This window comes from Sphingomonas sp. PAMC 26617 (assembly GCF_000242835.1).
Taxonomy (GTDB): domain Bacteria; phylum Pseudomonadota; class Alphaproteobacteria; order Sphingomonadales; family Sphingomonadaceae; genus Sphingomonas.
In genome coordinates this window covers 922,167-946,158 of record NZ_JH594425.1, presented here as the reverse complement: position 1 = coordinate 946,158, position 23,992 = coordinate 922,167, and the positions used below count along the sequence as shown (strand labels likewise).

General features: G+C 65.4%; 21 protein-coding genes and 1 tRNA gene. 11 read left to right on the top strand and 11 right to left on the bottom strand.

What is annotated here, in order from left to right; translation table 11 throughout:
- Positions 1 to 93: 93 nt before the first annotated feature.
- From RH91_RS03900 to RH91_RS03870, 7 genes are all read left to right on the top strand, one after another.
- On the top strand, positions 94 to 2,409 hold the full coding sequence (locus RH91_RS03900) for a DUF2460 domain-containing protein (RefSeq protein WP_010161243.1): 2,316 nt from the start codon (positions 94 to 96) through the stop codon (positions 2,407 to 2,409).
- Entirely contained in the window at positions 2,406 to 3,218 is an 813-nt protein-coding gene (locus RH91_RS03895) for a DUF2163 domain-containing protein (RefSeq protein ID WP_010161242.1), read from the top strand. The genes RH91_RS03900 and RH91_RS03895 overlap by 4 nt, the downstream gene beginning before the upstream one ends.
- Positions 3,215 to 3,628, top strand: coding sequence for a hypothetical protein (locus RH91_RS03890; RefSeq protein WP_010161241.1), 414 nt, complete (start codon positions 3,215 to 3,217; stop codon positions 3,626 to 3,628). The genes RH91_RS03895 and RH91_RS03890 overlap by 4 nt, the downstream gene beginning before the upstream one ends.
- Before the next feature lie 3 nt (positions 3,629 to 3,631).
- Positions 3,632 to 5,821 carry a phage tail protein gene (locus RH91_RS03885; protein WP_010161240.1) on the top strand — a complete coding sequence of 730 codons (2,190 nt, stop codon included), beginning with the start codon at positions 3,632 to 3,634 and terminating at the stop codon, positions 5,819 to 5,821.
- Positions 5,822 to 5,833: 12 nt separating this feature from the next.
- Entirely contained in the window at positions 5,834 to 6,337 is a 504-nt protein-coding gene (locus tag RH91_RS03880) for a DUF2793 domain-containing protein (protein WP_010161239.1), read from the top strand.
- Between the two features lie 125 nt (positions 6,338 to 6,462).
- Positions 6,463 to 7,578, top strand: coding sequence for an OmpA family protein (locus tag RH91_RS03875; RefSeq protein ID WP_029623587.1), 1,116 nt, complete (start codon positions 6,463 to 6,465; stop codon positions 7,576 to 7,578).
- A 216-nt stretch (positions 7,579 to 7,794) separates the two neighbouring features.
- Positions 7,795 to 9,096: a UDP-glucose dehydrogenase family protein gene (locus RH91_RS03870; protein ID WP_010161237.1), complete on the top strand. Its 1,302-nt coding sequence runs from the start codon at positions 7,795 to 7,797 to the stop codon at positions 9,094 to 9,096.
- Positions 9,097 to 9,100: 4 nt separating this feature from the next.
- On the opposite strand, the gene ygfZ is transcribed toward RH91_RS03870, so the two are convergent.
- Complete coding sequence (ygfZ, locus tag RH91_RS03865; RefSeq protein ID WP_010161236.1) at positions 9,101 to 9,883, bottom strand: CAF17-like 4Fe-4S cluster assembly/insertion protein YgfZ; 783 nt, start codon at positions 9,881 to 9,883, stop codon at positions 9,101 to 9,103.
- An 11-nt stretch (positions 9,884 to 9,894) separates the two neighbouring features.
- Here ygfZ and RH91_RS03860 point away from each other — a divergent pair, with 11 nt between their 5' ends.
- A complete protein-coding gene (locus RH91_RS03860) occupies positions 9,895 to 11,226 on the top strand; it encodes a dihydroorotase (protein WP_010161235.1) in 1,332 nt (443 codons plus the stop codon).
- 45 nt (positions 11,227 to 11,271) lie between these two features.
- On the opposite strand, the gene RH91_RS03855 is transcribed toward RH91_RS03860, so the two are convergent.
- The 4 genes from RH91_RS03855 to RH91_RS03845 form a co-directional block, all read right to left on the bottom strand.
- Positions 11,272 to 11,559: a CsbD family protein gene (locus tag RH91_RS03855; protein ID WP_010161234.1), complete on the bottom strand. Its 288-nt coding sequence runs from the start codon at positions 11,557 to 11,559 to the stop codon at positions 11,272 to 11,274.
- Positions 11,560 to 11,659: 100 nt separating this feature from the next.
- Positions 11,660 to 11,812, bottom strand: a complete 153-nt coding sequence (locus RH91_RS22795) for a hypothetical protein (protein ID WP_170318329.1) — start codon at positions 11,810 to 11,812, stop codon at positions 11,660 to 11,662.
- Positions 11,809 to 12,255 (bottom strand): DoxX family protein, encoded by a 447-nt coding sequence (locus tag RH91_RS03850; protein ID WP_010161233.1) that lies wholly within the window; start codon positions 12,253 to 12,255, stop codon positions 11,809 to 11,811. The genes RH91_RS22795 and RH91_RS03850 overlap by 4 nt, the downstream gene beginning before the upstream one ends.
- Entirely contained in the window at positions 12,240 to 13,151 is a 912-nt protein-coding gene (locus RH91_RS03845; RefSeq protein ID WP_010161231.1) for a DUF1134 domain-containing protein, read from the bottom strand. The genes RH91_RS03850 and RH91_RS03845 overlap by 16 nt, the downstream gene beginning before the upstream one ends.
- A 150-nt stretch (positions 13,152 to 13,301) precedes the next feature.
- Here RH91_RS03845 and RH91_RS03840 point away from each other — a divergent pair.
- Positions 13,302 to 13,391 (top strand) — tRNA-Ser (locus RH91_RS03840).
- 164 nt (positions 13,392 to 13,555) lie between these two features.
- Positions 13,556 to 14,887: a tyrosine-type recombinase/integrase gene (locus tag RH91_RS03835; RefSeq protein ID WP_010161230.1), complete on the top strand. Its 1,332-nt coding sequence runs from the start codon at positions 13,556 to 13,558 to the stop codon at positions 14,885 to 14,887.
- A gap of 290 nt (positions 14,888 to 15,177) precedes the next feature.
- Here the strand turns inward: RH91_RS03835 and RH91_RS03830 are convergent, their stop codons facing one another.
- The 3 genes from RH91_RS03830 to RH91_RS21425 form a co-directional block, all read right to left on the bottom strand.
- Entirely contained in the window at positions 15,178 to 16,638 is a 1,461-nt protein-coding gene (locus tag RH91_RS03830) for an MDR family MFS transporter (RefSeq protein WP_010161229.1), read from the bottom strand.
- Positions 16,635 to 17,852 (bottom strand): MFS transporter, encoded by a 1,218-nt coding sequence (locus tag RH91_RS03825; RefSeq protein WP_010161228.1) that lies wholly within the window; start codon positions 17,850 to 17,852, stop codon positions 16,635 to 16,637. The genes RH91_RS03830 and RH91_RS03825 overlap by 4 nt, the downstream gene beginning before the upstream one ends.
- Before the next feature lie 554 nt (positions 17,853 to 18,406).
- Positions 18,407 to 18,904, bottom strand: a complete 498-nt coding sequence (locus RH91_RS21425) for a MucR family transcriptional regulator (protein ID WP_010161227.1) — start codon at positions 18,902 to 18,904, stop codon at positions 18,407 to 18,409.
- A 759-nt stretch (positions 18,905 to 19,663) separates the two neighbouring features.
- Between RH91_RS21425 and RH91_RS03820 the strand changes: the two genes are divergently transcribed.
- Complete coding sequence (locus RH91_RS03820; protein WP_029623585.1) at positions 19,664 to 21,175, top strand: DUF6438 domain-containing protein; 1,512 nt, start codon at positions 19,664 to 19,666, stop codon at positions 21,173 to 21,175.
- A gap of 13 nt (positions 21,176 to 21,188) precedes the next feature.
- Here the strand turns inward: RH91_RS03820 and rtcA are convergent, their stop codons facing one another.
- The 3 genes from rtcA to RH91_RS23445 are packed head-to-tail and all read right to left on the bottom strand — an operon-like array spanning position 21,189 to position 23,461.
- Positions 21,189 to 22,202, bottom strand: a complete 1,014-nt coding sequence (rtcA, locus tag RH91_RS03815; RefSeq protein ID WP_010161225.1) for an RNA 3'-terminal phosphate cyclase — start codon at positions 22,200 to 22,202, stop codon at positions 21,189 to 21,191.
- Positions 22,203 to 22,235: 33 nt separating this feature from the next.
- On the bottom strand, positions 22,236 to 22,982 hold the full coding sequence (locus RH91_RS23450) for an RtcB family protein (protein ID WP_332306625.1): 747 nt from the start codon (positions 22,980 to 22,982) through the stop codon (positions 22,236 to 22,238).
- Positions 22,904 to 23,461, bottom strand: coding sequence for an RtcB family protein (locus tag RH91_RS23445; protein ID WP_010161223.1), 558 nt, complete (start codon positions 23,459 to 23,461; stop codon positions 22,904 to 22,906). The genes RH91_RS23450 and RH91_RS23445 overlap by 79 nt, the downstream gene beginning before the upstream one ends.
- Between the last annotated feature and the right edge of the window lie 531 nt (positions 23,462 to 23,992).

Below are 23,992 nucleotides of genomic sequence, written 5' to 3'. Positions count from 1 at the left end.
CTGAAACGCGTTCAGGGTGACGGCGCTCAAGCGAATTTGCGGATGACCGGCCTCCTCGCTCGAAGCGCACGGAGAGGCCCAGGGAGGACCACAATGGCCTATTGGCTCGCGACCGAGCGAACGGTGCAGGATAGCGGGGTGATCGCGCGGTTCGATCCGCGCTTCTGGACCGTCAATTTCCCGCGCCCGATGATGGCGGCGGTGACGACCACCGCGCCCGATGCGCTGCGCGTCGATGCGGTGTTCCATACGCGCGGCGATCTGGCGGGGCTGATCTGGGAGGCGGAGGATACGCACGACCATCCGCTGCTGCGCTACGCGACCGCGCGCGATTTTCGCGGGTGCCAGCTGTCGTTTCGGTGGCAGTCGGCCGGCGTCATCGCGCTCGACGCGATCAACGGCCCGGTACTGACGATCGAGGGGCGCGACGCGAGCGGCGTGGCGCGGGCGTGGTATGTGCGGCTGTGGAATTATGCGGAAGGGTCGCCGGACGATGCGACCGTCACGCTCGACTTCGCGGCGCTCGATGGCGGGTTCGTGCTGCCGGGGGAGGCGGACCCGGTGTGGGCGGGGGATGTCGACCGGATGTTCGTCTCGCTCGTCCCGCCGGGCTATGTCGCAGGCGGCGGTGCCCTGGCGGCCCCGGTCGAGGCGTGGGTCGCGTTGAGCGACGTCCGCTGCGACGGGTCGGGCGCGGTGCTCGCGATCGGCGATGCGATCGTCCCCGAGCATGGCCTCGGGATCGCGAGCGGGTATGACGACAGCTATAATCTCACGCCCGCGCGACTGCTCCGCAACGCGCTGCTGCTCGGGTATCGCGGGAGCATCGTCCATTATGTCGGGATGAGCCATTACATGCGGCTCGAGGCGAATGGCGGCGGCTATTATGCCAGCCTGTCGGGCGGGGTGCTCAACGTCGCGGCGGCGGCGTGGCACCGGGATTTCGCGGCCAGGGCCAGGGCGCTCGGTTATGACGTGATCTGGTCGCTCAGTTACGAACTGTTCGACGCTTATTGCTGGGGCGATTGGAAGCAGCGCGCGTGGGACGGGTCGCCCGCGCTGACCGGATGGTCGCCGCCATCGACCCTGTTGTCGCCCGCGCATGCCGGCGCGATGGCGTATCTCCGCGCGGTGGCGGGGGCGTTCGTCCAGATCGCGCTGGACGCCGGGCTGGCCCCCAGGTTTCAGGTCGGCGAGCCGTGGTGGTGGGTCATGCCGGATGGTCGCCCGTGCCTGTACGATGCGGCGGCGAAGGCCGCGCTCGGTGGTGCCCCGGTGCAGATCGCGACCCTGGCGAATGTGACGTTGCCGGCGGAGCGCGCGTTGCTCGATGCCGCGGGGGTATTGCTGGCGGCGTCGACCGCGGCGCTGGTCGCGGCGGTGCGGGGCGTCGCGCCCGCGGTGCAGACGCATCTGCTGGTATATCTGCCGACCGTGCTCGCGAGCGCGATGCCCGAGGCGAAGCGCGCGAACGTGCCGCCCGGCTGGGCGCGGCCCGCGTTCGATGTGCTCCAGCTCGAGGATTATGATTTCGTCGTCGCGGGCAACGTCGCGGCGACCACACGCGGGGTGGCCGCGATGCAGGCACGGCTCGGCTATGCGACGGGCGAAACGCACTATTTCGCGGGCTTCGTGCTGCGCCCGGACCAGGCGGCGGACTGGCGCGAGATCGCCGCGGCAGCGGCGGCGGCACGCGCGCGGGGGACTGCGCGGACCTTCGTCTGGGCGCTGCCGCAGGTGTTGCGCGACGGGTTCGTGCAGTTCGACCAGGGGGTCGACCAGGGGGAAGACGATATGGACGCGTTCGACGACGTGCTGTTCCCGCTCGCGCTCGGGCAGGAGGCGGAGGTCAGCCCCGAATTCTCGACCGCGATCGTGACGAGCGGGGGCGGGTTTGAATCGCGCAACGCGAGTTGGGCGGAGGCGCGGACTCGCTACGATGTCGGGCCCGGCGTGCGCTCCGAAGCGGATATCGCGGTGCTGCTCGGGTTTTTCCGCGCGCGGATGGGCCCGGCGCGCGGGTTCCGGATGCGCGATCCGTTCGATGCGACGTCGGGTGCGGCCACGCCGACCCCGCTCGACCAGCAGATCGGAATAGGGGACGGAGTAACGGTGCGGTTCGCGCTGACCAAGCGCTATGGCGATGCGCTGCGGCGGATCACGCGGCCGGTGGCTGGCAGCGTCCGGGTCGCGGTCGGCACGGCCGAGACGGCGGCGTTCTCGGTCCAGGCGGGGGGATGGGTGACGCTCGACACCGCGCCGGCGGCGGGCGTGGTGGTGAGCGCGGGGTTCCAGTTCGACGTGCCGGTGCGCTTCGCCGAGGACCGGTTGAGCGTGTCGCGCGCGACCTTCCTCGCGGGCACGGCGGCGAGCGTGCCGCTGATCGAAGTGCGCGAGGACGCGGCGTGAGTTTCCTCGAGGGCACGCTGACGACGATGGCGCTCTGCTGGAGGATCGAGCGATGCGACGGGATCGCGATCGGGTTGACCGACCATGATCGCGATCTGCTGATCGACGGCCTCGTCCACCGCGCCGCGCCGGGCATGCGGCCGTCGGCGATCCGGCGGAGCGACGGGCTCGACGTCGATACGATGGACATCGCGGGTGCGCTGACGAGCAGCGCGATCACCGCGGCGGACCTGGAGGCGGGGCGCTGGGACGGCGCGCGGGTCGTGCTGTTCGCGGCGGACTGGAGCGGGGCGGATCCGACCCTGGTGCCATTGGGCGCGGGGACGATCGGTGCGGTCGAGACGCGCCAAGACGGCTTCACCGCCGAATTGCGCGGGGCGAGCGCCGGGCTCGATCGGCCGGTGGTCGAGCTGACGTCGGCGGAATGTCGCGCGGACCTCGGCGACGCGCGGTGTCGCGTCGCGCTGGCGGGGCGGCGGCGGATGGCGCGGGTGGCGGCGGCGGAGGGGCAGGATATTACGGTGGATGCGCTCGAGCCGACCGGCAATGCGTATGGCGGTGGCCTGCTACGCTGGATCGGCGGCGCGAACAGCGGGTTGCAGGGGGCGATCGCGGCGTCGGACGGCGCGCGGGTGACGTTGCGACGCGAGCCGGCCTTGCCGGTGCAGCTCGGCGATCTGGTCGAGCTGATCGAGGGATGCGACAAGAGTCTCGCCACTTGCGCGGCTCGGTTTGGCAATGCCGTGAACTTCCGCGGGGAACCGTATCTGCCGGGGATCGACCTGCTCACGCGCTACCCCGGCGCATGACGCGCGAGGACCGTGCCGTGGTCGCGGCGGCGCGCGGGGCGATCGGTGCGCGGTTCCGGTTGCATGGGCGCGACCCGGCCTATGGGCTGGATTGTGTCGGGCTGGCGGCGGTGGCGGCGCGCGGGGCGGGCTATTCGGGCGCGGTTCCCGGCGATTACGCGCTGCGCGGGGGCGATGTCGCGCGGATCGACGCGCAGTTCGCGGCGGCGGGGTTCGTCCGTGGCGCGGGGGCGCAGCCGGGTGGAATCGCGCTGTTCGATAGCGGGGTCGGGCAGGTTCATCTCGCGGTGATCGTGCCGGGCGGGATCGTCCATGCCGATGCGATGCTGCGGCGCGTGGTCGAATGGCCGGGGGCGGTGCCGTGGCCGATGCTGGGATGCTGGCATCTGCCTGGTGTTCAGGAGGAATGATCGATGGCGACGCTCATACTCTCGGCGGTCGGGACGGCGATCGGCGGCCCGGTCGGCGGCGCGATCGGCGCGGTGATCGGCAATGCGATCGACCACACCGTGTTGTTCCCGGCGAAGGGGCGCAGCGGACCGCGGCTGTCCGCGTTGCAGGTGCAGACGTCGAGCTATGGCACGCCCCTGCAGCGCGTGTTCGGGACGATGCGGATCGGCGGCTGCGTGATCTGGTCGACCGAGCTGATCGAGAGCACCGGCAAGAGCGGCGGCGGCAAGGGGCAGCCAAGCACGACCACCTACAGCTATTCGGTATCGTTCGCGGTGGCGCTGTCGGCGCGGCGAATCGGCGGGGTGGGGCGGATCTGGGCGGACGGCAAGCTGCTGCGCGGTGCGGACGGCGTGTTCAAGAGTGCGACCGGCTTCCGCCTGCATGACGGAAGCGAGGACCAGCCGGTGGATCCGTTGCTCGCGGCGGCTGAGGGCGTCGCGCTGACTCCGGCGCATCGTGGCCTTGCCTATGTGGTGTTCGAACATTTCCAGCTCGCGGATTACGGCAACCGCATTCCCCAGCTGACCTTCGAGGTGATCGCGGATGCGGCACCGGTAACGGTCGGGAGAATCGCGACGGAACTCTCGGACGGCGTGGTCATGCCCGAAGGCGATACGCTCCTGCTGACCGGTTTTGCGGCGTACGGTGACAGCGTCCGCAGCGTGATCGAGCCGCTGGCGCAGGCAAGCGGGGGGTGGTTCGCGCCGGCACCTGGACTGTCGGACGACGGCTTGATCCTGCGCGGCGGGAGCGTTCCCGAGCGGGTCGTCGCGCAGGGCGACACCGTCGCCCCCGGGGCCACGCAGGGGACGAGCGGACGGAGCATCGCTGCGCTCGAAACGGTCGCGCGGCAGGTCAGCGTGTCGCATTACGATCCGGCGCGCGATTTCCAGATCGGCATGCAGCGTGCACGCCGGCCCGGGCCGGGCACGCGCGACGACCAGCTCGAACTCGCCGCGACGATTGCCGCCGGACCTGCGAAAACGGTCGCGGAACAGGTGTTGGCGCAGGCGGAGGCGGGCCGGGAGCGACGGACCGTGACGTTCGGGCGCGCCGCGCTGGGCATCCTGCCGGGGACGCGCGTGACGATCCAGGACGTGGCCGGCGTATGGCGAGTCACGCGCTGGGCGTTCGAGCGCGAGGTGGTGACGCTGGAATGCGTGCGGCTTGCCGCGCGCACCGCCGCGGCGACCGCGAGCCCCGGACGCGTGCTTCCGGCCCCCGACATGGCGGTGGGGACCACGCTGCTGAGCGTGTTCGAAGCGCTGCCGTTCGACGATACGCTCCTGGCCGCGCCACGCCTGACGGTCGTCGCGGCGGGGACCGCGCCGGGCTGGCGGCGTGCGGCGCTGTTGTACAGCACCGATGGCGGCGCGCGCTGGCAGGCTGCGGGGACGACCGCGCTGCCGGGCGTGATCGGTCGGGTGGTGACGCTTCCCGCAGCGGCGAACGCCGCGCTCCTCGATCGCGGCGACGGGTTCGAGGTCGATCTTGCGCATGCCGAAATGGTGCTGTCGGGGGCGGATGCAGCCGCGCTGGGGGGCGGGGTGAACCTCGCGCTGGTCGGCGACGAGCTTCTGCAGTTTGGCAGCGCGGACCAGATCGGGGCGACGCGCTGGCGGCTTTCGCGTTTGTGGCGGGGGCGGCGGGCAACCGAAGCGGCGATCAGCACGCAGCGACCGGGGGACCGCTTCGCGCTGCTGACCCCCGACACCGCGAGCACGATCGACCTGCCGCCGTCGGCGCTTGGCACCACCGTCCAGATCCTTGCGACGGGCCCGGGCGACGTCGCCGGACCGGCGACCGCGGCCGTGCTGGTCAGCGGGACGTCGGTCGTGCCGCCGTCTCCGGTCTTGCTGCGGTCGCGCGAGACCGGCGATGGGTCGGTGACGCTGACCTGGGTGCGCCGCAGCCGTACGGGATGGCACTGGGTCGACGCTGTCGATGCGCCGCTCGCCGAGGAGCGCGAGGCGTATCGCGTCACGCTCGGGGCGGGGGGCAATGCCCCACGCGACATCGTGGTTTTCGAACCCGGCGTCGTGCTCGCCCCCGATGACCGGCGGGGGGGATCGAATGTTGCGGTGCGGCAAACGGGTGCCAACGGAGAGTCGCGCGCCGCCGAGATCCACGTCCCTGCCTGGACCGCCTGAAGGAGCATCACGATGAGCGACGATACCACCCCGCGCCTGGCGCTGCCGTTTTTGCAAACGGGCCAGGCGCAGAAAGAGCTGACGCACAACGAGGCCTTGGCGCTGCTTGATGTTGCAGTGCAACCAATCGTCGAGACGATAGGGCTGACGGCACCCCCCGCTGCTGCCACGCCCGGGCAGTGCTGGGTTGTCGGGACTGCCGCGACGGGCGCGTGGACCGGTCGCGACAACGCACTTGCGGCATGGACAACCAGCGGCTGGCGGTTTCTGGCGGCGATCGAGGGAATGGCTGTGTGGTCCCGCGCCGATACGACGGTTGCGCGCTATCTTCAGGGGCATTGGGAAGTCGGCTCAGTCCGTGCGCAGCAGGTGCTTATCAACGGGATACGGGTCGTCGCGGCGCGTCAGCCGGCGATCGCACCGGTGTTCGGCGGCACTGTGATCGACATTCTGGCGCGCCGCGCTATCGCCAATATAATCACGACTTTGCAACAGCATGGCCTGATTGAAACGTGATACGATGAGGCCCTTTCTGTGGCATATCGGCAACAGATCCGGCGATTTGTTCGCTTGCGCGGAAACCTTCTGTTGGGTAGGGAGTTTGCGCTGTCCGAGTGACAACCAGAAGAAGGGGTTTTTTTATGCGGAAGCTAGCCGTTGCCATGGCGCTTGCGACCACTGCTCTCGCCACACCTGCCCTCGCCCGCGATAATTCGTGGTACGTCGGCGTCGAGGGTGGCGGCATGATCGTGGAAGACGTTAAGTTTGATATCGCTGGCGCGAACAACGCCGGCACGGTTGATCACCATTACGGCTATGACGTCGATGGCACGATCGGCTACGACCTCGGCATGTTCCGTGTCGAAGCAGAAGTCGGCTACAAGTCGGCAGCAGTCGATGCGTACCGTACGTCGGTCCGCACCCCGTCGGGCGTTGCCAACGGCAGCTTTGCTCCGGGCAACTACAACGGCGCAACCGGCCGTACCTCGGCGCTCAGCTTCATGGTCAACGGCCTGCTCGACTTCGGTGACGATGACGGCATCCAGGGCTTCGTCGGCGGCGGTGTCGGCGCAGCACGCGTGAAGGGTCGCTACGAGATTGCGAACAACTCGCAGTTCCTCAACGACAGCGACACGGTCTTCGCTTACCAGGGTCTGGCCGGCGTTCGTGCGCCGATCACCAGCCATATCGACGCGTCGCTGAAGTATCGCTTCTTCACCGCCGACAAGGTCAAGCTGGTCGACATCTCGGGTCGTCAGTTCGAGAGCAAGTTCCGTACGCACAGCCTGCTCGCAGGTCTGACGTACAACTTCGGTGAGCCTGCAGCTCCCCCGCCGCCGCCGGAGCCTGCTGCTCCGCCGCCGCCGCCGGAACCCGCAGCTCCGCCGCCCCCGCCGGCACCGGTTTGCTCGCCTGGTCCGTTCATCGTGTTCTTCGAATGGGACAAGTCGGACGTTACGCCCGAGGCAGCCGGCATTCTCGACAACGCGATCGCCCAGTACCAGAACTGCGGTAACGCACGTGTCATGCTCGCAGGTCACACCGACCGTTCGGGCGCGGCATCGTACAACGTTGGTCTGTCGCAGCGTCGCGATGACTCGGTCCAGGCTTACCTGACCGCGCATTCGATCCCGGCTGGCGTGATCACCTCGGAAGCGTTCGGCGAGAGCCGTCCGCGCGTCGAGACCGCCGATGGCGTTCGCGAAGTCCAGAACCGTCGCGTGGAAGTCACGTACGGTCCGGGTTCGGGCAACTAAGCTCGAGGCCTTTGGGCACGGAAATTGGGGAGATCGGCCACGGCCGGTCTCCCTTTTTCTTTGTCTGCTGAAGATGAGCGGTCCAACCACGTCGCTTCATCGCCCGGTGGCTGGCAATTATGCTTGCATCGGCTAAACGATGGTTTGCGCGATGCCCGCGGATAGGTGGCATCACGGATGCCGCCATGCCGGCGCGATGGGTTCAGGGGATTTGTGATGCGGATTACGATGATCGGGTCGGGCTATGTCGGCCTGGTATCCGGGGCATGCTTCTCGGATTTCGGCCATGAAGTGATTTGCGTCGACAAGGACGAAACCAAGATCGCCGCGCTCGAGGCGGGGCGGATGCCGATCTTCGAGCCCGGGCTCGATACGCTGGTCGCGACCAACGTTGCGGCGGGCCGGCTCCGCTTCACGACCGACCTGCAGGCCGCGGTTCGCGGCGCGGACGCGGTCTTCATCGCGGTCGGCACCCCATCGCGGCGGGGCGACGGCCATGCCGACCTGACCTATGTCTTCGCCGCGACGCGCGAGATCGCCGAGGCGATCGACGGTCCGGTCGTCGTCGTGACCAAGTCGACCGTTCCCGTAGGCACCGGCGACAAGGTCGAGGAGATCCTGCACGAGCTGGCGGGCGACTTCCCGATCGCGGTCGTCTCCAACCCCGAATTCCTGCGCGAGGGCGCCGCGATCGGCGACTTCAAGCGCCCCGACCGGATCGTGATCGGCACCGAGGACGAGCGCGCCAAGGGCGTGATGCGCGAAGTGTATCGCCCGCTCTACCTCAACGAGAGCCCGATCCTGTTCACCGGGCGGCGGACGTCCGAGCTGATCAAATATGCCGCGAATGCGTTTCTCGCGACCAAGATCACGTTCATCAACGAAATCGCCGATCTGTGCGAAGCGGTCGGGGCGAACGTCCAGGACGTGTCGCGCGGGATCGGGCTCGACAACCGGATCGGGTCGAAGTTTCTGCATGCAGGGCCGGGCTATGGTGGTTCGTGCTTCCCCAAGGACACGCTCGCGCTGCTCAAGACCGCCGAGGATTACGAGACGCCCGTCCGGATCGTTGAGGCGGTCGTGCAGGTGAACGACAACCGGAAGCGCGCGATGGGGCGCAAGGTCATCAAGGCGCTCGGCGGCGACGCCAAGGGCAAGACCGTCGCGATCCTCGGGCTAACGTTCAAGCCCAACACCGACGACATGCGCGACGCGCCGAGCCTTGCGATCGTGCAGAGCCTGCTCGACGCGGGCGCGACGGTCCGTGCGCACGACCCCGAGGGGATGGACAGCGCAAAGGCGATGATGCCCGCGATCACTTATTGCCGTGATGCCTATGAGGCGGCGACGGGGGCGGATGTCGTCGTGATCGTGACCGAATGGGATACCTACCGCGCGCTCGACATCAAGCGGTTGGGGACGATCATGGCGGACAAGGTGATGGTCGACCTGCGCAACGTCTATCCCGCTGTCGACGTCGAAAAGGCGGGGTTCGCCTACAGCTCGATCGGTCGCTGACGGGTCAGACGGGTTCGGGCGTGGCGAGCGCGGTCGCGAGCCATGCCGGGACGTGCGCATCGCCCAGCGCCTCGACGCGCCTGAGCTCGACCATCAGACCGAGGTCCGGATAGGTCGCGCGGGTGCGCTCGCCGGGTTCGGCCAGCGGCGCGACGACGAGCCGCCGGTTGACCTTGGCGCGGTGGTGCATCCGCGCGGTGTTTTCCTGGCCGGTGTAGCAGCCCTTGGTAAAGCTGACGCCGTTGAGCTCGCGCGCGTTCGCCTCGAGCCACAGGGTCTGGTCGGTGCCGAGCTCTCGCTGGCCCTCGGTGACGCCGAGCGACAGGCGGTGCGCGTGCCAGCCGTCCGTCGGTTCGGCGGGTTCGCCGAGCCAGCGGTGTCCGAGATCCGCAAGTCGAGGGTCCGCGACACCCTGGCCCGACTCGCGCGACCAATGGACCACGCCCGCGACCGGTTCGATCGTGATCGCGCGTCGCAGCCGGTACATCGACAGGCGCTTGGCGAGCGCCTCTGCCGCGCTTGCCTCGCAATCGACCAGGATCGCGGTATCGTCCGCCCACAGCAGGAAATCGAACAGCGCCTTGCCCTGCGGCGTGAGCAATCCCGCCCAGCGTGGTGCGGCGGCGTCGAGCGTCGCGACATCCTGCGTGATCAGCCCCTGGAGGAAGCCGCGGGGATCGTCGCCGGCAACGCGGAGCAGCGCGCGATCCGCGAGCATCGTGCCGGTGGACGCGGGAAGGGTGGTTTCGGTCATCCCGACGAGATAGGACGCCGTGAGGCTTTGCATAAGAGGCAGTGATGGCAGCGTACGATCTGATCCTGAAGAATGGCACGGTGCATTTGCCGAGTGGCCCGGCGCGCACCGACGTGGCGGTAACCGGCGGACGGATCGTCGCACTCGGCAGCTTTGCGCCAAGCGAGGCGGGCGAGACGATCGACTGTACCGGGCTCGACGTGATGCCGGGCGTGATCGACACGCAGGTCCATTTCCGCGAACCCGGGCTCGTCCACAAGGAAGACCTCGAGAGCGGGGCGCGCGCGGCGGTGCTTGGCGGGGTGACCGCGGTGTTCGAGATGCCCAACACCAAGCCGAACACCGATTCGGCGGAAGCGATCGGCGACAAGCTCGCGCGCGCGCATCACCGGATGTGGTGCGACCATGCGTTCTACGTCGGCGCAACCAACCATAATGCCGCCGATCTGGCCGAGCTGGAGCGCTTGCCGGGGACCGCGGGGGTTAAGATCTTCATGGGTGCCTCGACCGGCGACCTCCTCGTGTCAGAGGACGCGCGGCTCGCCGAGGTGCTGGCATCGGGGCACCGCCGCGTCGCGATCCACGCCGAGGACGAGGCACGAATGAACGCGCGCGCGGGGGAGCGAATTCCCGGGGACGCGTCGTCGCATCCGGTGTGGCGCGACGATGAGAGCGCGCTGCTGGCGACCCGCCGGATTCTGGGGCTCGCGCGCGCCGCGCGGCGGCGGATCCACGTGTTGCACGTGACGACCCCGGCCGAGCTCGAATTGCTCGGGCAGAACAAGGACATCGCGAGTTGCGAAGTCACGCCGCAGCATCTCACGCTGGCTGGGGAAGAGGCGTATCCGCGGCTGGGCACGCTCGCGCAGATGAACCCGCCGATCCGCTCGGGCGCGCACCGCGACGGCTTGTGGCACTGGTTGCAGCAAGGTGTCGTCGACATCCTCGGGTCGGACCATGCGCCGCATACGCTCGAGGAAAAGGGCAAGCCCTATCCCGACAGCCCAAGCGGAATGCCGGGGGTGCAGACGCTGCTGCCGCTGATGCTGAACCATGTCGCGGAGGGGCGCACGACGTTGCAGCGCGTGATCGATCTGACCAGCGCAGGGCCGCAGCGGGTGTTCGGACTTGTCGGTAAGGGGCGGATCGCGGTCGGCTACGACGCCGATTTCACCGTGGTCGATCTGAAGGCGCGCTGGACGATCGAGCAGGAGTGGCTCGCGTCGCGCTGCGGCTGGTCGCCGTTTACCGGAATGACCGTGACGGGGAAGCCGGTCGGCACGATCGTGCGCGGTCACCGGGTGATGTGGGAGAATACGCTGGCCGAGGCTGCGATCGGCGAACCGATCCGGTTCGAGGCGATCGAGTTCGGTTGATCGAGGGAAGCGGGTGGACCGGCGAACCGGTCCACCCGTATCGACTTACTTCTTGCCGCGCAGCGTGTTGATCAGCGCGAGGCCGATCGTGCCGACGAGGGCTGCAGTCGCCCATGGCTTGGCACGGGCGAAATCGCGCGCCTGCTGGACGAGCGGGCCCGGGCCGGTCGCGATCGCATCCTGGACGCCGCCGATGGCCTTGTTGACCGTGCCGGTAACCTGATCCGCGATGCCTTCGCCCTGCAGCTTCGAGCTGCCGGTCAGATTGCCCGCTGCTTCCTTGAGCGAACCGGTGACATTCTGGGCATCGCCCTTGAGGGAGGTCTCGTTCATCGCAGTGTTCCTTTCATCCATGGCCACACCGTCAGGGCATGGTTCGGAAGCGCAACGGTTGAAACGCGCGCTGGTGCCATCAAAAAAACGATCGCGCGTACTACTTGTCGGTGAAACGCTTGACCTTGACCGGCAGGTCCTTGCCCTTGGTGCGGCGCGAGGGGACCTGGACCGGGTGCTTCTTCTTCCACTCCGCGAAAGTCATCGGGCCATCTGGGGTGTCGATCAGGATCTCGTCGGTCGGTTCGGTCATGCGCGGGGCTTTCGAGCGGTAAAGGGCCAGTCGATCACTCGCCCGGCGAACAATGCCCACCAGACGATCACCGGTTGAAACGCCAGACGCGGGATATGGTACCACAGGCTGAGCCCGCCGGTGCCGTGCGCGATGTAATCGGCAGCGTGCTTGATGTTCGCGGGGTAGACGCACACCGCATACAGCGCGAGCATAACCCCCGCCCACCAGCGCAGCCGCGGTACGAACAACGCGATCGCACCCGCGATTTCGCACAGGCCGGTCGCCTGAATCACCTGTGGCGCGAAGGGGACCCACGCGGGGGTGATTCCCAGGAACGGCGCGGGGATCGCAACGTGCAGCACACCCGCCGCAAGATACGCCACCGCCAGGATCGCGCGCAGGACCTGCCGGGTTAGCGGCGCGCTGGACGGACCCTGGTCCGCCGTCAGAACGGGAACCACTTCGAGGTCTTGTTGAACTTCATGTAGCCGAGATTGACCCCCTGCCGCCAGCCGACGCCCAGCCGGATCGGGATCAGCACGGTGTTGCCGCGGCGTAGATAGGTCGCGGCAAATCCGCCGACGAAATAGACGCGGCCTTCGGCTGCCGGGAAACGGTGGAACAGTTCGGCCGAGTCATACAGGTTGTAGACCAGCACGAAGACCTTGTTGGCATCCCCGCCAAGATCGAAGCCGACCGACGGGCCGGTCCAATAGACCGGCTGCTGGCCCTCGACCTTGTGGAACATCGTGCCCTTGCCGTAGCGCAACCCGACGACGATCGCGCCCGAGGCTTCGCGGCCCGAGATATAGGCGTTCGGCTGGCCCTGTTCCTTGAGCGTGCGCTCGAGGATCCCCGCGAGCCCGGATGCGCCCTTGCCGAACGTGCCCTCGGCGGCGACGAGGATTTCGCTTTGCTTGAAGGTCTCGCCCTGTGCCGCGGCGGCATCTGCACCGGCGCGCGCGCCATCCTGCGCGGCGATGTCGGCGGGGCTTTGCTGGGGCGGCGTCGCGGGATCGTTCGCAGGGGGATCGGGATAGCGGGGCGAGCCTGTCGGCGCTGCAGCCGGGGCTGGCGATTCCGTATCCTGCGGGTAGGGCGGGGGTGAATCCGAACTGGGCGGATAGGCGTTTTGGACCGGCTCCGTTGCGCGCTGGACGGGAGCGGGCCGGGACTGGGCTCGTGGTGATGGGTTCTGCGAGGTCGACCGCGCGGGCTGTGCCGGTGCGAGATCCGAATCGATCGACTGGTTCGGATCGATCGTTCGCACCTGCGCCGCGAGCGGGGCTGTTGCCAGCATGACAGCGAGCATGGCCCCTGCCTTCGGGACCGCAAACCAACCCACGCGCATCGTCATTCTCCCCAACGTCCCGCATCTCTAGCGCCGGATCATATGACGCGCCAATGAACGCCGCGCCAGTCCGAGTCGAATTCACGGTGGTTGATGCGCAAACCGGCTGTTGATCACAGCGAACAGCACGGCTATAGAGCCACCTCGCCGTGACCTGGAGACGTGGGTGAGTGGCTGAAACCAACGCTTTGCTAAAGCGTCGTACGGGAAACCGTACCGAGAGTTCGAATCTCTCCGTCTCCGCCAGGGCCTCGTTCAGAGCCCTCCGCAACAGTCCACATATCTTGACAAAACCCCCGGAAAACCGTCGTTTGTCGCGTCGGCTCGGTCTTATCCGTTCGCATGCCTCCACAACCATCGTGGGCAGCGAATGGGGTATCGGGCAGCGAAAATGAGGTATCGGGATTGTCATGCTGAACGATGCAAAACTGCGCGCGGCTCAGGCACGGGAAAAGCCTTACAAGCTGTTTGATGCGCACCAGCTCTTTCTGTTCGTGTCGACCACGGGCGGGAAGCTCTGGCGGATGAATTACCAATATGACGGGAAGAGCAAGAGCCTGTCTTTTGGGCCTTATCCGCTCATCGGTCTCGCCGCAGCACGTGAGAAGCGCGATGAGGCGCGGAAGCTTTTGGCCGAGGGCACAGACCCCGCCGTAGCGAAGAAGCTTAAGATCCAGGCAAATATCGAGGCGAGCCGCAACACTTTTGAGAAGATCGCCCGCGAATGGCATCAAGCGAACGCGCCGCAGTGGGCGAAGGTACATGCTGCCGAGGTCATCCGCACCCTCGAGCGCGACGTGTTTCCGGTGATCGGCGCGTTCCCAATCGGAGCGCTCACTCCACCCAAGATCCTTGAGTGCCTGCGTTTGATCGAATCTCGGTCAGCGATCGAAACGGCGAAGCGTCTGCGCCAACGAATCTCTGCGATTTATACCTATGCTATCGCCAGCGGGCTCGCCACGTCAGACCCCGCCGAGAAGGTCGGAGCTGCGTTGAAGCCGCTACCAAAGAGAGGGCGCCAGCCAGCCATTACCGACGTAGGCGAATTACGCAGGATGTTGGCGACCGTAGATGCCGATTTTGCAAGGCCGATCACCCGACTGGCGCTGAGGCTGATCGCACTGACGGCGGTTCGGCCAGGCGAGTTGCGCGGGGCGCAATGGGAAGAATTCGAAGACCTGGACGGGAAGGCACCTCTTTGGAGAATTCCTGCGAGCCGTATGAAAGGGGATCGGGATCGCAAAGACGAGATGGACGGTGATCACCTTGTTCCCCTTGCGCCGGAAAGCGTGGCCGTATTGGAAGCGGCCTGGAAGGTCACAGGGCGGGGCAAGCTCGTTTTTCCGAGCAATCGCCACGTTCATCAACCGATGAGCGAAAACGCACTTGGATATCTACTCAATCGCGCGGGATATCACGGCCGTCACGTGCCTCACGGTTTTCGAGCGGCGTTCTCGACCATTATGAACGAGTGGGTGAAGTCGCATGGCCGTTCCGATGATCGAGCGGTTATCGATCTGATGCTCGCCCATATTCCGACAAACAAGGTCGAGGGTGCATATAACCGTGCGGCGTACATGCCCCGGAGGCGCGAGTTAGCCGTCCTATGGGCAGGAATGTTGATGCCGGGACTGGCAGAGCCTGCGACGCTGGTCGCTCTCCCAAGCAAAGGAAGCCCGTTCAAGGGGACTACGCACCTTGCTCAGCAGAAGCAGGAGCTGAGACTTCAGGTCGTGAGATAGAAAACGGGCGTGGCCATGCCCAAAAACTTGCCTACATATTTCGGACATAACAATATCCCTCTGTCCGAAAGACAACAGAAGACTTCAGATGTTGTGCAAATGCCGGCTGTTAACTTTCCCGTCATTCCTGCCCCGCTTGGGGCGCTAAGGTTGTCGCAAACACGCCTGGTATAACCTCTCTCCAGCTGTAGGCCTCGGTCCTTAGTCGATATCCACTATGACCTCGGCAGACACGATCCAACCGCAGACGTTCCTGGCGCTCCTTCCGCTGCCCGCCATCCGATATCGGTTCATGTCGTTGCACCATTCTCCGTTGTCGCCTGTGGCACGAAGACTGAGAGCGCCAATGTCACGGCCGCGATCAGCAGGACGCCCCAAAACGTCAGGTGGAGGCCGTTCGCCAGTCCTGCTCGGCTCGCCACCGCGCCTGCCGCTGAACCCTGGCCCACGAGCAGCTGCTGGATCTGCTGCAGCGACCCCGCGTGCCCGCGGGCGAGGCTGGCATTGAGCACGGTGCCAAGGACCGCTGCCCCAAGCGTGCTGCCCAAATTGCGGGCAAACAGGTTGGAGGCTGTCGCGGCGCCACGCTCTGCCCATCCCACGCTGCCCTGGATCAGAACGATCGCGGCCGTGCTCAGGAACCCCATTCCGAACCCCATCACCAACGAGCCGAACCCCGCCACGAGCGGCGAGCTCAGCGGAGACAGCAGCACGAACGGTATCGCGCCCGCCGGCAGCAAGGCCGCGCCGAAAATCAGGATCGGTCGCAGGCCGAAGCGCCCGAAGTTGCGCGCACCGAGCGTCGCCGCGATCGGCCAGCCAAGCACCATCGCGGTGAGCATGAAGCCCGCCTCGAGCGGCGAACGGCCCATCACCGCCTGGACGTACATCGGCAGGAAGGTAGTGAGCCCGATGACCGCCATGCCGCTGAACAGCGTCACCGCATTGGTGGCGGCAATCGTGCGGCGTGCCCAAAGCGTAAACGCGATCATCGGGTCGCGCGCGCGGCGCTCCTGCACAACGAACAACGCTACGGCGACGATGCAGACCACAGTGGCGATCGCGGCGGTGCGGCCGCCATCGGTCCCGACTTCGGTGAGCGCCACCATCAGCGCCGCGATCGCAACCGTGAACAACCCTGCCCCGATACCGTCGACGCTGCGCTCGTGCGTAGCCACGGTCTCGCGCAGGAACAGGTAGAAGCCAGCCGCCGCCGCTAGCCCGATCGGTACGTTGATCCAGAATATCCACGCCCAGCTAAGATGCTGGATGATGAGACCACCGGCCAGTGGTCCGGTCACCGACGAGACGCCCCACACGCTTGCCAGCCAGCCCTGAACCTTGCCGCGCTCGTGCGTCGCGTAGAGGTCGCCGATGACGGTGATCGACACCGGCTGGATCGCGCCGGCACCCAGCCCTTGGACAAGACGAAAAACTATCAGCGATGGCATCGACCAAGCGAAGCCGCACAGCACCGAGCCGAGCAGAAAGATGCCGATGCCCACCAGGAGCACCGATCGCCGACCGTAGAGGTCGGCAAGCTTGCCGAACACCACCGTCGTCGCAGTTTGCGCGAGCAGGAAGGAGGAGAATACCCACGCATAATATTGCAGGTCGCCGAGCTGCCCGGCAATTTGCGGCATCGCGGTGGACACGATCGTCGCTTCGATCGCGATCATGAACGACGCCGCCATCACGGCCGCGAGGACCAAGCCGCGGCGGACCTCGGGTGGCGTGGGAACCTCGCTCACGCCACCGCCTCGCTCGATCCGCTCACAGGCCGCTGGCGGCGATCCGCGACCGTCCAGAGCACGGCGACCGCCCAGACGGCGAGACCGCCCAGTGCCAACGCACATCGCACCCACCCGGTCGTAGTCCAGCCATAGCCGGCCGCTACGACCATTCCGGCGAGCCAAGGGCCGAGCGCGTTGGCGGTGTTGAACGCGGAATGATTGAGCGCCGCCGCCAACCCCTGCGCGTCCTCCGCCACATCCATTAACCGAGTCTGCAACACGGTGCCGAGCGCACCGCCGAGCCCGATCGCGAACACCGCAAGGATGATCGACCACAAATGATGAGCCGCCACGGTGTAGACCGCGAGCGACGCGGCACTCCACACCAGCAACGCGCCCGCGGTCGGCATCAACGCGCGGTCAGCGAAGCGCGGGATGATCAGATTGCCTGCGGTCATGCCGATCCCGAACACCGCGAGCACCAGCGGCACCACCGTCGATCGCACGCCCGTCACCTCGACCAGCGTGGACGCGAGATAGGTATAGACCGCGAACAATCCGCCAAAGCCGATCGCACCGATGCCGAGCGTCAGCCACACTTGCGGACGGCGCAACGCGCCCAGTTCGCGGAGCGGACTGGCGTCGGCGTCGGGCCGGTCGCGCGGGACGATCGCCAGCACCAGCACCACGGTCGCGAGCGCGCAGAGGGTCACGACGCTGAACCCCCAGCGCCATCCGGCCGCCTGCCCGAGCCAGTTGGCGAACGGCACGCCGATGATGGTGGCGGTCGTCAGCCCTAGCATCACGCGTCCCACGGCTTGCGTGCGCTGCTCCGGGGGGACGAGCGACGCGGCGACCAGCGACGCGATGCCGAAATAGGCACCATGCGGCAATCCGCTGAGGAAGCGGAACACGAGCATTGCATGATAGGATGGTGCCAGCGCGCTCAGACCGTTGGCGACGGCAAAAAGCGACATCAGCACGATCAGCAACGTGCGGCGGCTGAGGCGAGCGCCGAACACGGTCAGCAACGGCGCGCCCACGACGACGCCGAGCGCATAGACATTAATGACGTTCCCGGCTGTCGGCTCGTCGATGTGCAACCCATGCGACATGTACGGCAGCAAGCTCATGGTTGCGAACTCGGTTACACCGATCGCAAAGCCGCCGAGCGCCAGCGCAAAGTGAATCAGCCCGACCGATGCAGGCCGGTCGGGCGTAGAGATAGGCATAAGGTAACATCCAGATGGTGCGGCGCAGCAACGCGTGAACGGGCACTTGGCTGCCTCTGACGTTCCCAATGCCGTCGATGCGTTGCAGCGTATGAGTTCGCCAACGCGATGCGCGGCAGACAGCATGTGGGAATCGTGCGCAATCAACAGCAAATTATTGAGCGTACAATGCATCTGAAACGGCGAGGTCATGCGGCCCAGAACTTGCCACCCCGTATTCCCAAGAAGCGTTCATCGAACCGAAGTTTCTTAGACTGAAAGCTTTTAATAGCAGGTCTGCCGCCGCGGCAGCGACGCCTGTCAGTTCCCACTTAAAGCCCGTCGTTTGAACGCCCATCCCGTTCGTTCACAAAAGGGGGCGCAATTTTCACCGACCAGCTCAACTGCCGGTAAGAAGCAGGATGAAGGGAAGCGGACTTAAGGCCGTTTTCAACGAGGGCGTAGATGGAGCCTTCCTGCCAAGGCGATTTGCCGTGCAATACCGGACAGTATCTTCTTTCGAGCGATGGACTGAACGGCGGCGAACACGACCAGCATGCCCGCCGCCTGTCACATCAAGCAGCCTCGACTACTTTTGCAGGGCGACCGCGCTTTGGCGCCGATACGGGAACGGCCGCCTTGGCAGCGGCTTTCTGGCCCGGCTTTCGGCCAAGACCGATCTTCTTCGCCATATCACGACGCATTGCTGAATAAGACGGTGCAGTCATGGGATAATCGGGCTTCAGACCATAGCGGGCACGATATTCGGCAGCCGTCAAACCGTTAGTGGAGAGATGCCGCGTTAGCGTCTTGTAGGGCTTGCCGTCGATCATCGAGATAATCACGTCGGGATTTGATAGCGACTTCCTCGCTGTAACCGCCCCAGTAAATTCAGCAGCGGCTTCCTCGGTGGCGGCTTCGGTCGGTGCAGTCGATAGACCGATCACTGCGTCATGCATCATTTTCAAAAATGCCGGGACATCCTCTGCCGATGTCCGCGTATTTGGGTTCGACAGCCAAGCCATCGTCAATTCAGTAGCAAGTTCAACGGTGTTTGTAGTTTCTTGAGACAATGAGGTTTCCTTCAAAACGGCAATTTAACCAGAACTCCGTAAACTCGCCCTCAACGTCACCGGTTCCAAAAAAATACGGAAAGTATGAATCAGGGTCTTGGATATTAACTGGATAAGAGGCTTAACCACTTTTCGCAGACAAAGTTACTTTCAATTCAAAATATCTTCTAATTAAAGGTCCGTTATACTGCTCAGGAGTGCTTTCGTTTCGGGTTGAACGGATCAACGGTGCCGCGTGAAACCACAATTGTCGCGCAGGTGATTTAACAAGCGGGCCGACGGGCTATCTATCGAAAAAGGGCGCCTGAGATGGCGCAATTGACCAGCTTCGTACTTCGCGGGCTCTTTCCGCCTTCCTAATTTCGGCCGTTGGTTCATGTCTCTGAGCACGGGTCGAAACGGCTTGGTTTGGGACTTAGCCGTCGATCGCAGGCCCCACGGCGAACGACGCCTTCCCCTGGGAGCGGTCATTCGCGGAGCTTCTAGAGCAATGAATGGTCTTGCAACATCAACTCCATCCGACGCAGCCAGTCGGACCTGCGCCAGCGTTCGGGCGAACTCGGTTTACTGCTGAACGGCTGCAATTAGTGCGCAATGCTGCCGATGAGGCTGATGCGGTAAGTCGGGCCGCGTTGCCACTGTCCTCCGCGATTGTCATGCTCTCTCTACGGGGAGATGGGTATGAGATTCGGTCGTGCGCTAGGGTATTGTTTTTTGCCGTGGATTGTCACCGGGGGCGCATGTCGCGCTTCCGAACCGGTGCCGACGATCGGCTTCTATAAGCTCGACGATCAGCGTCTTACGGGCGAAACGACCGTGATCCCGCAAGATAGCGGGTTTGCAGGCCTTACCTTGCTTGTAACCGTTGATACCGCCGGCAAGGTTATCGCGGCGGAGCCTATCGACAATTATCAGAAGCTCGATCCTGCCCCGGCGCTGTCTGCGCTTCGGGCGTGGACGTTCCGCCCGCAGATGTTCGACGGCAAGCCGGTAAACGCAGTTGGCCGGGTCAGCATTAGCTATCAGAAGCAACCCGATCCGCCGAACGCGGCTATTGTTTTTCCGGCGGCCGACACAACGGACTTCGAGATCACACTCCATCGCAGCGCCTGCTTCGGGAGCTGCCCCGATTATCGCGTGACAGTGCACGGTGACGGACTTGTCGAGTTCGACACCGGCGACAACCATTTCAGGGGTACGGCGGCTCAGGTCCATCTCGAATATAACGGCAACAACGTTTTGCTGTCTGGGCATCATGCTGCACGTGTCGATCCCGCGGCGGTCGCCCGACTACTCGACGAGTTTCGAGCAGCGCACTTCTATGGACTCAAGAAGGAATATGCCTACGGCGCGACCGATGCTTCCACGCAAGTGCTTACTGTCCGGGTTGGCAAAGCAAGCAAGACCGTGACCGACTATATCGGTACGATGGCCGGCATGCCTCAGGCTGTTCGCGATCTTGAAGAGGCGGTCGACGCGGTCGCCGGCACGGGTCGCTGGGTAGACGGCAACCTCCAGACTCTCGATGAACTCGACGGAGCGCATTTCGAATATCGGTCACGTTCGGCCGGGATGCTCGCGGCCGCCGCGGCGGCGAAACTGAGTGGCTATCGTCCGGCGGAAGGCCTCGAGAAGCTGTTGCTAGAGCTGGTCAAGCGCGGCGTGCCGCTCGACGCAAAGATCGGTGACCAGGTGCTGGGAACGATGCTCGTCCACGCAGCCGCGAGGAGCGGAAGCGATGCTCTGTTCGAGACGCTCGCCAACCGCGGCGCGCTCACCGCCATCCCACGTCCAGCCCTGACTGCAGCCTTTAGAAACGTCGGTTGCAGCGCGAAGATCGCTCGCGCGCTCGTGAAGGCTGGTGCTGACCCTCTTATTGCGGGCGATGACGGGACTGCTTTAACGGCGCTTCGCGGCAGCGCACCTACCTGTGACGAGCATCCCGCTAAGGAACTGGAGATGGGCCAGACGTTCATCGATTTGGGTGTGCCATTGGAAGCCCGCGATAGCCTTGGTTGGACAGCACTGATGGGTTGCGAGTCTCCGCAGCTCGCGCAACTTTTGCTTAAACACGGTGCGAATCCTAATGCCCACGACAAGGACGGCACCACGCCCCTGTTGTCGACCGACGATGATCGCGTTGCTGTGATATTACTGCGCGCCGGGGCAGATCCACGGGCGAAAGATGAAAACGGCACGGTCCGAGCGCAGGCCGCAAAGGGCCATATGCCCGCAACGCTCGCCTGGCTCGACGCGCACGGAATCAAATAATCTACAACTGGGTTCAGCGGACCTCCATGCGATGTGTGCCGGTTGGCAGCTGCAGGAAGGTGCAGCGCCGCCCGAGAAACATTTCGATGATCACCCTGGCGGTCAGGCTATGCTGGCTTGGTTTGACGGTAGTGAAGCTGCCACCGCCCGCGAGCGCGAACGGCAACAGCAACTGGTCGGCGAGATACGGGCCCGCAAAAGCATCCGAAGCGAGATAGCCAGCCATCCGCGCGGCGGCGGTCTTTGCGACATGCTCGGCGGAAACGCCGAGCTTGCCAAAGCCGCTCACCACTTCAGTGACATGCTCGTAGACTGCCTCGAGCAACACGATGTTGCCAGGGCCTTGCTCTTCGGGCAGCTCACGGATCGAGAACGCATCCTCCGGCCAGTCCAAGAGTCCGCGCGCCGTCTTGATCTCGCGTTCAGCCACGTCGAGCGGCAGGCTGGCGAACAGCGCGGTGGCCGAGCGGCCGATCAATGCGCCGCGATCGACACAACTGATCGCGGTCAGCGGAGCGGGCTCGATATCGATCTCGATCCGGCCGCCGCCGCGTGGATAGAAGCCGTGCCGCGCCAGACGCGCAGTGACCTTCGGCCCCATCCGGTTGATGACCGGCAGGAAGCTTTTCGCGATGAAGTCGAAGGGCGGCGCGAGCATGTTGTGCGTGCCACCTTCGAGGACGAGCCGGGACGGCGCGCCGGCGAGGATCAGGGGCATCAACACGGTCTGTAAGACCAGACCGGTCGATCCCGCGGTGCCGACTGCGAAGCGATACTCGCCCGGCGTCACCTTGCCTGGACGGAAGGTCAGATCGGTCGACCCAACGCTCAGGCCTTCGCACGTCGCGCCGCCGATCGCGCACGCGGCTTCGACCGCGGTGACGTGCTGCCGCATCAGCCCCGGCTTCTCGCGCTTGCCGCGGACATTCGTGATGCGGAACGGCTGGCCGGTGACGAGCGACAGCGCGCACGCGTTGCGCACGACCTGTCCGCCGCCTTCGCCTTCGGATCCGTCGATGATGATCATGGTCTTCTTTCTCGGGAATGGTGGCGTGAAGGGCTACCCCTTCACGCACACCACCTGCTTCAACGTATGCACGATCTCGACGAGATCGGCCTGTGCCGCCATCACGGCTTCGATCGGCTTGTAGGCGCGCGGACTCTCGTCGATGACGCCTTCGTCCTTGCGGCAGGCGACGCCCTCAGTCGCGGCGACGTGTTCTGCCACCGTGACCTCGCGCTTCGCCTCGGTGCGCGACATCACACGCCCGGCACCATGGCTGCAGCTGTCGAACGACTCCGCATTGCCGAGGCCGCGCACGAGATACGACTTGGCCCCCATCGAGCCGGGGATGATCCCCATCACGCCCTTCGCCGCGCGCACCGCGCCCTTGCGGGTGACGAGTACGTTCTGGCCGAAATGGTTCTCGCGCGTAACGTAGTTGTGGTGGCAGTTGATCGCCTCCAACTCCGCCTCGAACGGCTTGGTGATCACCCGGCGCATGGCTGCGATGACGTTGGTCATCATCATCCGCCGGTTGAGCGCTGCATAATCCTGCGCCCAGCCGACCGCTTCGACATAATCGTCGAAATGCTCGGTCCCTTCCGGGAAATAGGCGAGGTCCTCGTCGGGCAGGTTGACGAACCACTTGCGCATGTCCTGCTTGGCCAGTTCGATGAAGAAGGTGCCGATCGCGTTGCCCACCCCGCGCGAGCCCGAATGCAGCATCACCCACACCCGCTGCTCGGTATCGAGGCACACTTCGATGAAGTGGTTGCCGGTGCCGAGCGTGCCGAGGTGAACCAGGTTGTTCGACTTGGCGAGCTTGGGATATTTCGCGACGATCTGTCCGAAGCGCGTCGCCAGCGTCGCCCATACGTCGACGATCGCCGCCGGCGGATCACCCCACGAGCCAGTGTCGGGTTGCCGCGGCCAACCGAACGGCCGACCGGCACCGCGCGCTCGATCGCAGCGCGGACGCCTTCCAGGTTGTCGGGAAGATCGCTAGCAGTGAGCGAGGTACGCGCCGCCATCATGCCGCAGCCGATATCGACGCCAACCGCCGCCGGAATCACCGCACCCTTGGTCGGAATGACCGAGCCGATCGTCGCGCCGATGCCGACATGGACGTCGGGCATCACCGCGACGTGCTTGAACACGAACGGCATCTGCGCCGCGCGCATCAGTTGCGCGCGCGCCTTGTCGTCCACGGCGACGCCGCGAGTCCACATCTTGATCGGTACGCCGCCCTCGACGGGCTGGAATTCGAAATTGGCTTCGGTCATCCTGACCTCCTGTTGAACTGTTGCACGCCGTGGTCGTGGCGACGAGAGATTGGTGAGACTTGCCTGATGCTCTAACCGCTGAGCTACGGGCCGAAGCCCGGCCGGATTCGAACCGGCGACCCCCAAGGTCCGTGTAGTCCCACCGGCATTCGCGACGGGTCGGCGGTGTCGGTATCGGTATCGGCGACGAGGATTGGCGAGACATTTTTTGCTGAGCTACCCGGTCGCCCGGGGATGGATTTGAACCATCGACCTCCTGCATGAAGCAGGCGCTCTCCCTGTAGTCCCACCAGCATTCGCCGATGATCGGTGCTGGCAACGAGGAATGACGAGACGTTTCCGGATCGCTCCGGGGAGGATTCGAACCTCCTGTACCGTGTAGTCCCGTCGGCATTTGCCAGCTTCGTATGTGGTCACGGCGACGAAAAGGTGGCGGACGTTGCGCTCTACCAGGCTGAGCTACCCGCTTGCGCGGGGCGGGATTCGAACCCGCGACACCATGTAGTCCGTGCCGGCATTCGCCGTGTTGAT

Coding starts and splice junctions, on each gene's coding strand:
- RH91_RS03900 (WP_010161243.1), top strand. CDS start 94: ATGGCCTATTGGCTCGCGACCGAGCGAACGGTGCAGGATAGCGGGGTG.
- RH91_RS03890 (WP_010161241.1), top strand. CDS start 3,215: ATGACGCGCGAGGACCGTGCCGTGGTCGCGGCGGCGCGCGGGGCGATC.
- RH91_RS03885 (WP_010161240.1), top strand. CDS start 3,632: ATGGCGACGCTCATACTCTCGGCGGTCGGGACGGCGATCGGCGGCCCG.
- RH91_RS03880 (WP_010161239.1), top strand. CDS start 5,834: ATGAGCGACGATACCACCCCGCGCCTGGCGCTGCCGTTTTTGCAAACG.
- RH91_RS03875 (WP_029623587.1), top strand. CDS start 6,463: ATGCGGAAGCTAGCCGTTGCCATGGCGCTTGCGACCACTGCTCTCGCC.
- RH91_RS03870 (WP_010161237.1), top strand. CDS start 7,795: ATGCGGATTACGATGATCGGGTCGGGCTATGTCGGCCTGGTATCCGGG.
- ygfZ (WP_010161236.1), bottom strand. CDS start 9,883: ATGCAAAGCCTCACGGCGTCCTATCTCGTCGGGATGACCGAAACCACC.
- RH91_RS03860 (WP_010161235.1), top strand. CDS start 9,895: ATGGCAGCGTACGATCTGATCCTGAAGAATGGCACGGTGCATTTGCCG.
- RH91_RS03855 (WP_010161234.1), bottom strand. CDS start 11,559: ATGAACGAGACCTCCCTCAAGGGCGATGCCCAGAATGTCACCGGTTCG.
- RH91_RS22795 (WP_170318329.1), bottom strand. CDS start 11,812: ATGACCGAACCGACCGACGAGATCCTGATCGACACCCCAGATGGCCCG.
- RH91_RS03845 (WP_010161231.1), bottom strand. CDS start 13,151: ATGACGATGCGCGTGGGTTGGTTTGCGGTCCCGAAGGCAGGGGCCATG.
- RH91_RS03835 (WP_010161230.1), top strand. CDS start 13,556: ATGCTGAACGATGCAAAACTGCGCGCGGCTCAGGCACGGGAAAAGCCT.
- RH91_RS03825 (WP_010161228.1), bottom strand. CDS start 17,852: ATGCCTATCTCTACGCCCGACCGGCCTGCATCGGTCGGGCTGATTCAC.
- rtcA (WP_010161225.1), bottom strand. CDS start 22,202: ATGATCATCATCGACGGATCCGAAGGCGAAGGCGGCGGACAGGTCGTG.
- RH91_RS23445 (WP_010161223.1), bottom strand. CDS start 23,461: ATGACCGAAGCCAATTTCGAATTCCAGCCCGTCGAGGGCGGCGTACCG.